This window comes from uncultured Maribacter sp. (assembly GCF_947500405.1).
Taxonomy (GTDB): Bacteria; Bacteroidota; Bacteroidia; order Flavobacteriales; family Flavobacteriaceae; genus Maribacter_B.
The window spans coordinates 125,443-137,344 of the sequence record NZ_CANMRY010000001.1; the positions used below are offsets into that span (position 1 = coordinate 125,443).

Annotated in this window: 14 protein-coding genes; 8 read left to right on the forward strand and 6 right to left on the reverse strand. The window is 29.7% G+C overall.

What is annotated here, in order from left to right; all coding sequences use genetic code 11:
- Positions 1-2: 2 nt before the first annotated feature.
- Positions 3-950: a transcription antitermination factor NusB gene (nusB, locus tag Q0945_RS00630; protein WP_299429745.1), complete on the reverse strand. Its 948-nt coding sequence runs from the start codon at positions 948-950 to the stop codon at positions 3-5.
- Between the two features lie 185 nt (positions 951-1,135).
- Between nusB and Q0945_RS00635 the strand changes: the two genes are divergently transcribed.
- Together Q0945_RS00635 and Q0945_RS00640 are read left to right on the forward strand one after the other, a co-directional pair.
- Positions 1,136-2,887, forward strand: a complete 1,752-nt coding sequence (locus tag Q0945_RS00635; protein WP_299429747.1) for an ABC transporter ATP-binding protein — start codon at positions 1,136-1,138, stop codon at positions 2,885-2,887.
- An 80-nt stretch (positions 2,888-2,967) separates the two neighbouring features.
- The gene (locus tag Q0945_RS00640) at positions 2,968-3,345 is read left to right on the forward strand and encodes a PUR family DNA/RNA-binding protein (RefSeq protein WP_299429749.1); all 378 of its coding nucleotides are present in this window, start codon (positions 2,968-2,970) and stop codon (positions 3,343-3,345) included.
- 196 nt (positions 3,346-3,541) lie between these two features.
- Here Q0945_RS00640 and Q0945_RS00645 read toward each other — a convergent pair whose 3' ends face one another.
- The 3 genes from Q0945_RS00645 to Q0945_RS00655 form a co-directional block, all read right to left on the reverse strand.
- The gene (locus tag Q0945_RS00645) at positions 3,542-4,444 is read right to left on the reverse strand and encodes a lysophospholipid acyltransferase family protein (protein WP_299429751.1); all 903 of its coding nucleotides are present in this window, start codon (positions 4,442-4,444) and stop codon (positions 3,542-3,544) included.
- A gap of 83 nt (positions 4,445-4,527) precedes the next feature.
- Entirely contained in the window at positions 4,528-5,178 is a 651-nt protein-coding gene (locus Q0945_RS00650) for a bile acid:sodium symporter (protein WP_366135560.1), read from the reverse strand.
- Between the two features lie 3 nt (positions 5,179-5,181).
- Positions 5,182-5,520, reverse strand: a complete 339-nt coding sequence (locus Q0945_RS00655; protein WP_299429753.1) for a tRNA-binding protein — start codon at positions 5,518-5,520, stop codon at positions 5,182-5,184.
- 91 nt (positions 5,521-5,611) lie between these two features.
- Between Q0945_RS00655 and Q0945_RS00660 the strand changes: the two genes are divergently transcribed.
- Positions 5,612-6,169: a thioredoxin family protein gene (locus tag Q0945_RS00660; protein WP_299429755.1), complete on the forward strand. Its 558-nt coding sequence runs from the start codon at positions 5,612-5,614 to the stop codon at positions 6,167-6,169.
- A 6-nt stretch (positions 6,170-6,175) separates the two neighbouring features.
- Here Q0945_RS00660 and Q0945_RS00665 read toward each other — a convergent pair whose 3' ends face one another.
- On the reverse strand, positions 6,176-6,715 hold the full coding sequence (locus Q0945_RS00665) for a YfiT family bacillithiol transferase (RefSeq protein ID WP_298487723.1): 540 nt from the start codon (positions 6,713-6,715) through the stop codon (positions 6,176-6,178).
- A 169-nt stretch (positions 6,716-6,884) separates the two neighbouring features.
- On the opposite strand from Q0945_RS00665, the gene Q0945_RS00670 reads away from it, so the two are divergent.
- The 5 genes from Q0945_RS00670 (at position 6,885) to Q0945_RS00690 (ending at position 10,444) form a co-directional block, all read left to right on the forward strand.
- Positions 6,885-7,523, forward strand: coding sequence for a peroxiredoxin (locus tag Q0945_RS00670; RefSeq protein ID WP_299429758.1), 639 nt, complete (start codon positions 6,885-6,887; stop codon positions 7,521-7,523).
- Between the two features lie 88 nt (positions 7,524-7,611).
- Positions 7,612-8,391 (forward strand): HipA family kinase, encoded by a 780-nt coding sequence (locus tag Q0945_RS00675; RefSeq protein ID WP_299429760.1) that lies wholly within the window; start codon positions 7,612-7,614, stop codon positions 8,389-8,391.
- Complete coding sequence (locus tag Q0945_RS00680; protein WP_299429762.1) at positions 8,381-8,764, forward strand: DUF3037 domain-containing protein; 384 nt, start codon at positions 8,381-8,383, stop codon at positions 8,762-8,764. The genes Q0945_RS00675 and Q0945_RS00680 overlap by 11 nt, the downstream gene beginning before the upstream one ends.
- Positions 8,765-8,766: 2 nt before the next feature.
- A complete protein-coding gene (locus Q0945_RS00685) occupies positions 8,767-9,966 on the forward strand; it encodes a crosslink repair DNA glycosylase YcaQ family protein (RefSeq protein ID WP_299429764.1) in 1,200 nt (399 codons plus the stop codon).
- A 283-nt stretch (positions 9,967-10,249) separates the two neighbouring features.
- The gene (locus tag Q0945_RS00690; RefSeq protein ID WP_013304911.1) at positions 10,250-10,444 is read left to right on the forward strand and encodes a cold shock domain-containing protein; all 195 of its coding nucleotides are present in this window, start codon (positions 10,250-10,252) and stop codon (positions 10,442-10,444) included.
- Positions 10,445-10,953: 509 nt separating this feature from the next.
- Here the strand turns inward: Q0945_RS00690 and Q0945_RS00695 are convergent.
- On the reverse strand, positions 10,954-11,886 hold the full coding sequence (locus Q0945_RS00695; protein WP_299429766.1) for a peptidylprolyl isomerase: 933 nt from the start codon (positions 11,884-11,886) through the stop codon (positions 10,954-10,956).
- Between the last annotated feature and the right edge of the window lie 16 nt (positions 11,887-11,902).

Sequence of the window (11,902 nt, forward strand, 5' to 3'; positions counted from 1 at the left end):
AATTATAAGAGCCCCCTACCTATTTTGTTTAGCTTTCCTTCTTTTTTATATTCTTTTACCAATTTATCTAAAATACCATTAATAAAAATACTACTTTTTGGAGTAGAATACTCTTTCGCAATTTCTAAATATTCATTTATAGTTACTTTTTCTGGAATAGACGGAAAGTTTAATAACTCACAAATTGCCATTTTCATTAAAATAGCATCTATACCTGCAATACGGTCTTTATCCCAATTAGGAGTTTTTCCTTCAATTTCTTTCTCTAAATCATCATTAGTTAATAATGTTTTAGACAATAGCTTTTGGGCATACTGCATATCCTCCTCATCTTTTATAAGGCTTGGCAAAAAGAAAGCATCCCTTGAGTTTTCTTTTACTTTCTTTAAATGTTTTAGTAAATAGGTGTTTACAATAGGAATATCATCTACCCAAGTAAGTTTGTCATCTTCAAAATAATCGTAAATCTTCTCATTAGGAGCAATTATTTCTTTAAACAAATCTACAATTAACTCTTTATCTTTATCATAAGAGTTGTCTTTGGTATGCATATATTTTAAATATATATTACTCTCTAGAATACTTTTATAAATTAATTTTACGTATTCTTCATTTAAATACCAATTATTTAATTTACGTATCTCTAACTCTTCTTTTAGCTGTTCATTATTTACTAATTGCAGTAGTAATTTATTAGCAACAAACTTTTCTTTAAAAGGTAAGTCGTCTCCTGCAGTAGCAATATATTTTTTTGAAGATAATTTTAATTGATTATCGGCCATTTGGTGTACCTCTATCAATAAGCTTAGTAACAATAGGTACAGGCTGTACATATTTTCTATACTTACATCTAAAAATTTTTTCTGTTTTTCTAAAGAATCGTCTTTAGATTGTATCAAGGCATAAATGCTTTGCATTACTTTTACCCTAATGTGTCTTCTTGTAAGCATGTTTTTAAGAACTTAAAAATAAAAAATAGGTTAAACTTTGAGGCTGTAAAAGTAAGCATCTATTTTAAAAACTAGACACAACATTTCCAATTATCTTATGTATTTTATAACATTTGGTTAAACATCAAAAAGTTATCTTTGCTACATTGTTCTATAAAACCGCAACATTCCCCTTATTATAACGCATGAAGGAATTAAAACATCTAAATAAATACTTTAAAAAATATTGGAAAAAACTAGTAATTGGTATCCTTATTACCATAGTTGCACGTGTTTTTCAGCTAGTATTACCTACTTACGTAAATAAATCTATTTCAGTTTTAGAAAATACTATTGGCTCTACTATTACAAAAGGAGAAGGGGAAGATTTATTGTTACAGTATATTTTAATAATTATTGCTGCAGCTTTACTTTCTGGTTTTTTTACATTTTTAATGCGTCAAACCATAATAAATGTATCTAGGTATATTGAATTTGATTTAAAAAATGAAGTTTTTGACCATTACCAACGCCTTAGTTTAAGTTTTTATAAACAAAACCGTACTGGTGATTTAATGAACCGTATTAGTGAAGATATAAACCAAGTGCGTTTATATTCTGGCCCTGCCATTATGTACGGTATGCAAACCTTAACTCTTTTTGTTTGTCTTATACCTTTAATGTTTATTAAAGCTCCCATTCTAGCAATGTATACTTTGCTGCCGTTACCTATTTTATCAGTTTTAATATACCAAATAAGTAAAGTAATACACAAAAGAAGTACTGTTGTCCAAGAATATTTATCCTCTCTCTCTACATTTACCCAAGAAGTTTTTTCAGGTGTTTCTGTTATTAAAGCGTATTCATTAGAACCACAAACTAATACAGACTTAGGGGTTTTAGCTTTAGAAGGAAAAGAAAAAAGTATGAACCTAGCTAAAATAAATGCTTGGTTTTTCCCTCTTATGATTCTACTTATTGGTATTAGTAATTTATTTGTAATATATATTGGTGGTAAACAATATATAAATGGAGAAATAGGTGTTGGTTTAATAGCGGAGTTTGTTCTTTATGTTAACATGCTTACCTGGCCTGTTGCTATTGTTGGCTGGTTAACTTCTATTATACAAAGAGCAGAAGCATCTCAAAAAAGAATAAATGCCTTTTTAAAGGAAAAACCCTCTATAACAAATACTGTTGAAGAAATAACTGCAATCGTTGGAAAAATAGAATTTAAGAATGTTAGTTTCACTTATGAAGACACAAATATTACTGCCTTAAAAAACATATCCTTTACAATAGAAAACGGAGAAACTGTAGCCATAATAGGTAAAACTGGCTCTGGAAAATCTACTATTTTAGATTTAATTTCTAGACTTTATGATGTTTCTTCTGGAGAAATTTTAATAGATAACAAACCTATAACCAACCTTAATTTAACCAGCTTAAGAGAAGCTATTGGAGCGGTACCACAAGATGCTTTTTTATTTTCGGACGCTATTAAAAACAATATTAAATTTGGGAAAGAGAATGCTACAGATGAAGAAGTTATTACGGTAGCAAAAAAAGCTGTAGTTCACAACAATATTTCTGATTTTGCTGGCGGATACGATACCGTTTTAGGAGAAAGAGGAATTACCCTTAGTGGCGGGCAAAAACAAAGAGTATCTATTGCTAGAGCTCTTTTAAAGAACCCAAATATTTATTTGTTTGATGATTGCCTTTCTGCTGTAGATACAGAAACAGAAGAAGAAATTTTAAACAACTTAAAAAAAGCATCAAAAAACAGAACTACTCTTATTGTAAGCCATAGAGTCTCTTCTGCAAAAAACGCTTCAAAAATTCTAGTTTTAGAAGACGGAAAACTAATACAGGAAGGTACCCACAAACAATTAAACAACGTAAATGGATACTACAAAGAATTGTACAAAAATCAGCTTTTAGAGAAAGAAAATTAAAAAATTGTTGCTCGATACGCTTTTTTTTTTCATTTTTGATAGAATAATATCTAATTAAATAATTTAGAAACTAGATTAAAATGAGCGACAGAGATTTAATGGAGCAGGAAGAGATACACTCCAAAGTATTAAGAGCAGGAAGAAGAACTTATTTTTTTGATGTTAGAAGCACAAAAGCAGGAGATTACTATTTAACAATCACTGAAAGTAAAAAGTTTACACATGATGATGGTACTTTCCACTATAAAAAGCATAAAATTTATTTATATAAAGAAGATTTTACGGCTTTTAAAGAAAACGTAGAAGAGATGATGGATTTTATTATTGATGAAAAAGGTTCTGAAGTTATTTCTGAGAGACACCAAAAAGACTTTAAAAAAGAAGAAGAAGTTAAGAAAGAAGAGGAGCCAACCTCTTCTCCAGAAAACTTTACAGATGTAAATTTTGACGACATTTAATCCTATAAAATATATTTTACTAAAAATGCTCTTTATTTCTAAAGAGCATTTTTTTTATACTAATTTTACGTATAAGTAATTATAAATAATTATAGCAAATACAACCAAAGAACATACACCCCAACTAAAGAAAAAGCCCAAAACTAAAGAAAGTAGTATAAAAAAAATGGGGTACATAAATAAAGCTAAAGCAAACCTAAAAGTTGCTGTAAACTCTTTTTCTGGTAATTTTGAAACTATTACTTTTTTCCACAAAAAAAACAATTGGAAAATTTAGAAGAACAAATAAATAATAAAAAAATCCCATCCTTCTTTTATTATTTGTAGCAGTTAACTGTATATCTTCTTTTAAATCATATCCTTTAATTTCAGTATTTACTTTTTCAGGGTCTAAATAACTTAAATTATCTACCCCAATTTTTTTAATGATTGTATCGTAATTTTCATCATCATTAATATGAGTAGTTATTTTTTTTAACTGACTAGATACTAAATCTTTAATTTTTGTAACAGACTCATTTAAATTCTCACTATTGTACCATTCTGAAATTTCAATAGGCTTTCCAAAAAAAAGTGCAGCCTTATCAGGAAAACTAATTGCTTCTTCATAATTAACGCCTACCGGAATAATTATTATATGTAAATTAGGATTCTTATGTAATGCTGTAAATATAATTCTAGTAAACCCTTTACTTAAAGGTCTCACTTTTCTTATAAGATTATGGCTGGCTTCAGGAAAAGCAAGAATAGCTTCCTTATTGCAAAGTAAACTAGCACAGGTATTAAAAATTGCTTCATTATTTTTTAAAGAACTTCTACCATCTCTAATTCTATATATAGGAAGCATTCTTAAAAAGTGGAATATTTTTTTTAGGAAAGGTTTTGCAAAAACATCTGACCTAACTAAAAAATATGGTTTTCTACCAGTACTTACTCCTATTAAAAGCGCATCTATAAGAGCGTTCTGGTGGTTTGGTAAAAATAAAACAGCCTTATTTTTGGGTACATTTTCTAACCCATGAACTTTTATTGTTTTAAAATAAAAATGCAAACTAAACTTTACCCAACTTCTAATTAGTTGATATCCTATAGTATTCAAAGAAAATTATTATTTAAACTGTTTTTTTATTCCAATAATTAGCTAAAATTAAACCCGAAACTAAATGCCACACCCCCTAACTCTCAAAAAAGTAAAATTAAAAGTAATCCTAAACCAAAATTTTGTATTCCAGTTTCTATTGCTATTGCCCTTTTATCCTTAACAGATAACCCAAACGTACTTGCTAAAGAAAACCCTGTAAAAAATGCTAATAGATTATGAAAAATAGTAATCCCTAAAACTAATGGAACTCCAAGCAATAAAGCTACAAGTTGTATCATTTTTAATGGACAAATTGCAACTTCTTCTAATATCATAGCAATTGGCAAATACAAATTACCCCAAAACTTTAAATTCAAAGGTATCATTACAATAGCAAGTAACGTTGCTATTGCTGTTAAACTTACTGATAATGCAGAATTGCCCTTTGCCAAATGGGTAATAAAATTTGATACATTCTCTCCAGGACAAGCCGCTACCATAAACATTCCTAATGCAATACTTGGGGTAGGTTCTACAATATAAACTAGTAAAAATGTTACTATAGGTAAAAAAACAAATTGACTAAAAACCCCGACCAAAATAGGTTTTGGCTTCTTTAAAAGCTCTTTAAAATCTGACAAAGAAATTTCTAAAATAATACCAAACATTATCAATGCCAAAGTAAAATTTAGAGTCCATAAAGATTGCTCATCAAAATTTATTTTAAGAGCATCTAAAGAGGTTACCAACATTAATTATGAAACTTTAAGCCCGTTAGAAACTACTTCTGTAGGCTGTAACAATGTTACATCTTTACCATCTACAGCTCCTAAAATAAGGCATTCGCTCATAAAATTGGCTATTTGTTTTTTAGGAAAATTTACTACTGCAGTGACCTGTTTTCCAAGCAAATCTTCTTTGGAATATAATTTTGTTATTTGGGCTGATGTTTTTTTTATTCCTATTTCCTCTCCAAAATTTACCTCTAGCTTAAAAGCAGGGTTACGTACTTCAGGAAAATTAGTAACACCTACAATAGTACCCACTCTAATATCTATTTTAGAAAAATCTTCCCAACTAATTAAATCTTTCATTCTTATAAAATATTTTTTGAAGTTAAAAAATGCCCTTTTATATTGCAAAGAATACCGTAAATACTTTTATCTTTAAAATAAAAAACTTGTCATGGCAAGAACACCAAGTAATATGCTACCCTTAGGTACAATAGCACCAGATTTTAATTTATTAAATACTATTTCTTTAAAAGAAGAGACTCTTACACAATGGAAAGGAGAAAAAGGAACTTTAATAATGTTTATTTGCAACCATTGTCCTTTTGTTATTCATATAAATCCAGAAATTGTAAAAATGGCAGAAAAATACCAGAAAAAAGGTATTCAATTTATTGCTATTTCTAGTAATGACGTTATTAATTACCCGCAAGATTCACCAGAGTTAATGAAAAAAGTTGCCCTAAAAGAAAACTATAGCTTTCCATATTTATATGATGAAACACAAGAAACAGCAAAAGCTTATGATGCCGCTTGCACACCTGACTTTTTCTTATTTAATACTAAGCTAGAATTAGCTTATAGAGGTCAATTAGATGATTCTAGACCCGGAAATGGCATACCAATTTCTGGTAACGACTTAAGGTTAGCAATAGACAATCTACTAGAAAATAAAGAAATTAATTCTATTCAAAAACCAAGTATAGGCTGTAATATTAAATGGAAAAACTAAAATATACTACCAACCTTTTCTATCTACCAATCCTTTTATATGTGCATAATGGTGGTTACTATGCCATGCATATTTATAAATATTTTCTAAAACGGTAACCTCTACATTACCTTCTGGATGCATATAACTTTTCTTTAAATCATCTGAAGATAAACCTCGTAAAAGATATACCAACTTTGCATGTAATGCACTTAAATAGTGTAGAGATAATTTTATAGGTGCAGTTTTAGCATCAAAAAGTTCGCTCCAATCTTTTTCTTCATATGCTTTAATTAATGGTTTATCTTCAGATAAAGCCCATTTAAACCTAGTATAGCTATGATGATGGCTATCTGCAATATGATGTATTAATTGCCTAACAGTCCAACCTCCAGGACGGTATGGCTCCTCTAACTGTTCCGCAGATAAATCTTTTACCAACTCTATTAAATTAGTTGGCAAATTTTCTAAATCTAAAATCCATTCTTCTAACAATTCTTTAGAAACTATTTCTGGAAATTTGATATTCCCTATTGGGTACTTTAACTTCTCTATATTTTGCTCCATACTTTAAAGATACTAAGTTCTATGATTAAGGAAAATAGTTTTCTCATTATTATTGAATCCGAAAATACCACAAACTTTAATACAGTTTTAACTTCATTTTTACGCTTATAATTATTAATCTAGTAATTTTGTAGGATAATTTTTTTATAATTTAAAAAATAAAGAACATATGGCAACATTAAGATTGGGCGATACTGCCCCAGATTTTACAGCAGATAGTTCTATGGGAACTATAAATTTATATAAATATTTAGGAGACTCTTGGGGAATTTTATTTTCGCACCCTGCAGATTTTACTCCAGTATGTACTACAGAATTAGGTACAGCTTCTAACTTTAAAGGAGAGTTTGACAAGCGTAATGTAAAAATGCTAGCATTAAGTGTAGATGGTTCTGACTCTCATAGAGAATGGATAAAAGATATTAATGAAGTACAAGAAACCACTGTAAACTTCCCTATTATAGCGGATGAAGATAAAAAAGTATCCGATTTATATGACATGATTCATCCTAAAGCAGACAGTACGCTTACGGTACGTTCGGTATTTATTATAGCTCCAGATAAAACGGTAAAACTTACTTTAACATATCCAGCATCAACAGGTCGTAATTTTTATGAATTACTAAGAGTTGTAGATTCTTTACAACTTACAGCAAACCATAAAGTTGCAACTCCTGCAAACTGGAAAAATGGAGAAGATGTTGTAGTAAGTCCGGCTATACCTACTTCAAAAGCGAAAGAAATATTTAGCAAAGGGGTTAACGAAATAAAGCCTTATTTAAGAATGACACCAGACCCTACTAAATAAAGATAATTTTAATAGTACAAAAAGAGGGGTAACTAAAATTAGTTACCCCTCTTCTTTTAAAAAATACAATTATAGTATCTTAGTAATTATGAACAAAATTGATATTCGTACAGTAGATGTTGTACAATACATAAAACCACTAAGAGAAGGTGGTTCTCTACCCGCCATTGTTAAAGCAGACGATGATTTTCTATACGTTTTAAAATTTAGAGGCGCTGGGCAAGGAAAAAAAGCCCTGATTGCAGAACTTTTAGGTGGAGAATTTGCTCGCGCTATAGGCTTAAAAGTCCCAGAACTTGTCTTTATGAATCTAGATGATTCTTTTAGTAAAACAGAGCCCGATGAGGAAATTCAAGATTTACTAAAATTTAGTGTTGGCCTAAATTTAGGATTGCATTATTTATCTAGCGCAATTACTTATGACCCTTTAGTTTCTACTATAGATGGTACAACAGCGTCTAAAGTTGTTTTATTAGACAGTATAATTAGTAACATAGACCGAACTGCAAAAAATACCAACCTATTACATTGGAATAATGAGCTATGGATTATAGATAATGGTGCTAGTTTTTATTTTCATCATAATTGGCCCCAATGGGAAAACCACCTTACTAAAACTTTTCCCCTTATTAAAGACCACGTTCTTTTAGAACGTGCTGATAATTTACAATCCGTAGCAAAAGAGATAAAAGATAAAATTAACCAAGAAAAGATTGAAGAAGTTATTTCTTTAATACCAGAAGAATGGTTAATAAATGAAATCGATTCTTTTTCTCCAGATCAAATGAGAGCTGCATATGTATCTTATATAAATGCTAAAATTTCTATGTTAGATAATCTAGTTAAAGAAGCCGAAGATGCAAGATAGAGTTACGTTTGAATATGCTATAATACGAGTTGTACCTAAAGTAGAGCGGCAAGAATTTTTTAATGTTGGGGTAATTTTATTTTCTAAACGAAAAAAATTTCTAGATATAAAATATAACATTAACCAAAAAAAATTAGAAGCTTTTTCTGAAGAGATAGATATAAACATGCTAAAATCTTACTTGAATGCATGGAAACTAGTATGCGAAGGAGTTCCATCTGCTGGTACTATTGGTAAGTTAGAACTATCCGATAGGTTTAGATGGTTAGCAGCTTCTAGAAGCACAATAATACAAAGCTCAAAAACACATTCCGGAATTTGCGATAATCCAGAAAAAGTTTTAGAAGATATATTTACTAAATACGTATTATAGATGTGGAGGTAAAAAAAACAGAAACTCTATCCAATAAAGAAGCCCAAAAAATTATATTGCTATCTCAAAAAGTACTAACTGCAAAAAATACTGGAAGTTCTTTACCTGCTACATTAGATGTTATTGAACATCTTGGATATATACAAATTGACACTATTTCTGTTGTTCAACGCGCACATCATCATACCTTATGGAATAGAAACCCTCGTTATCAAACTACACATCTATCAGAATTAATTAAAGAAAAAAAAGTTTTTGAATACTGGTCTCATGCAGCAGCTTATTTACCAATAAAAGAGTATAAATATAGCCTTCCTAGAAAAAATGATTTAGCAATTGGAGCCCAAAAGCACTGGTATAATCCCAATAAAAAACTAATGCAACAGGTTCTTGAACGTATTAAAAAGGAAGGACCTTTAATGGCTAAAGATTTTGAAAATACTGGAAAAAAGAACGGTGATTGGACTACAAAACCAACCAAAAAAGCCTTAGAGTATTTATTTATGCAAGGAGATTTAATGATTTCTTCACGCAAGAATTTCCATAAAGTTTACGATATTACAGAAAGAGTTTTACCCGAAAATATAAACACCAGTTTACCGTCTCCAGAAGACTACGCCCGATTTTTAATTAAAAAGTATTTAAATGCAAACGGACTTGCTCAAAGTAATGAAATAGCATACTTACTAAAAAATATAAAACCTAATATTACTAAAGCTTTAAAAGAAATGCTTCTTAGTAATGAAATAATTAAATGCAATGTAAATAACAAAATATATTACATGCTACCTAATACTATAAACTTACTTAATAAACCTCTATACCGTAGTAAATTAAAAATATTATCTCCTTTTGACAATTTACTTATACAGCGTAAACGAATGCAAGATTTATTTAATTTTAATTACTTAATAGAATGCTATATTCCTGAAGCTAAACGAAAATACGGCTACTTTTCATTGCCAATTTTATGGGATGGTAAATTTGCTGCGCGAATGGACTGTAAAGCGAATAGAAAAGATAAAACATTACACATTAACAATTTAGTTTTAGAACCTTCGCTTAAAAAAATTGATGAATTTTCTATAACTCTATCTAAAGAGCTAAAAAAGTTTAAAGAATTTAATAATTGTGATTCTATAAAAGTAAACAGAACAAATCCTACAAATATTAAACAACTTATAGAAAAGCAACTTAATTAAACCATGTTGATGTTGAGATGAAGCATGCTATTAGAAAAGGTAATTTAAAATTAGGACTACATATTCTTATTAGAAATTCGGTCAAAGAAAAGTTATCTAACTTATTCACAGCACTTAAAGCAGAAAAATTAAAACTACAGAGTGGTATTAATAAAAAAAAATGCTAATTCTTAAAATATTTATACCATAAAACATTGATAACCTAAAGATAACTTACTAAAAATCTTACATTTAATAATTTAGCAGTATATTTGCGCTTTAATAATTATTTAATATTTGTATTATGAGTAAAGGAACAGTAAAATTCTTCAACGATTCCAAAGGTTATGGTTTCATCACTGAAGATGGTTCAAACGAAGATCACTTTGTACACATTTCTGGCTTGATCGATGAAGTTCGTGAAGGTGATGTTGTAGAATTTGAACTACAACAAGGTAAAAAAGGATTAAACGCCGTTAATGTGAAAGTAGTTGACTAGGTAACGATTTTAACTTTTTTATAGTAAAAACCCAAACAAATATGTTTGGGTTTTTCTTTTTTAATAATCAAAAATGTAAGAAATAAGCTTCTTTTATATTTTATCAATATAATTACGCAACCTTTTATAATTTATTTATCTAAGTATTAAAACGTAATAAGTTCCCCAAAGAACTAAACTTATATTTATGACAACTTTTTTTTCCATTTTGTTTGTATTACTTTTTATTAATGCAGTACTTCTCTTTTTTAGTGTAGGTAAAGCAAAAAAATAAAGAATAGTAAGTAGGGTTTTTACTGGCCCTGTTGTTTTATAAAAAACAACTAAAAATTTGATTCCCTTAATTTTTACTTATGACAACTTTCTTTGGTATTGTATTTTTTCTTTTACTATTAAACTGTATTTTTTTTATTCTCAGTTTTAAAAAACAGAAAAAGTCTAAAAAAATCATATAAAAAAACCCTTTTCCAGTAAAGAAAAGGGCCTTTATATATTGTAGAATGAGGATTTTATCCTACACCCATTAACTCTACGTCAAAAATTAGAGTAGCATCTGGTGGTATAACACCACCTGCTCCTGCACTACCATACGCTAAATTAGAAGGAATAACAAAACGCGCTTTATCTCCTACTTTTAATAAAGCAATACCTTCATCCCATCCTGGAATTACTTGTCCTATTCCTAATTGAAAATCTATTGGTTCATTACGCTTATAAGAAGAGTCAAAAACTTGACCGCTTAATAAAGAACCTTCATAGTGTACAGATACTTTCTTTCCACTTTCAGCTTGCGCTCCAGAACCATTTTGAATCATTTTGTAACGTAAACCACTTTCTGTTTGATCAAAACCAGCTGCAACTTTATCTAACTCTGCTGCTTGTCTTGCCTTTTCAGCTGCTTTTCTTTCTTCACCAGAACTTGCAAAAGTTTTAAAAGCCTGTAAAGCATCCCAAGCTTTTGCTTCTTCACCTACACGTACAATCTCTAAACTGTCAATTTTATCTCCTTGCGCTACAGCATCAACCACTTCTTGTCCTGCAGCTACATTACCAAAAACCGTATGCTTATTATCTAACCATGGTGTTGGAACGTGTGTTATAAAAAATTGACTTCCATTTGTACCAGGCCCAGCATTTGCCATAGATAAAACTCCTGGCTCACTATGATTTAAGTCTGGATGAAACTCGTCATCAAATTTATAACCAGCGTCTCCTGTTCCAGTACCTAGTGGACAACCACCTTGTATCATAAAATCTGGAATTACTCTATGAAAACTTAAACCATCATAATAAGCTTCTCCTGCAGATTTTGCTGAGTTTTCCATTTTACCCTCTGCTAAAGCAACAAAGTTACCTACAGTTCCTGGGGTTTTATCATGTGTGAGTTTTACTAATATCTCACCTTTAGTTGTATTGAATTTTGCGTAAATGCCGTCTTGCATAATGCTATTTTTATAT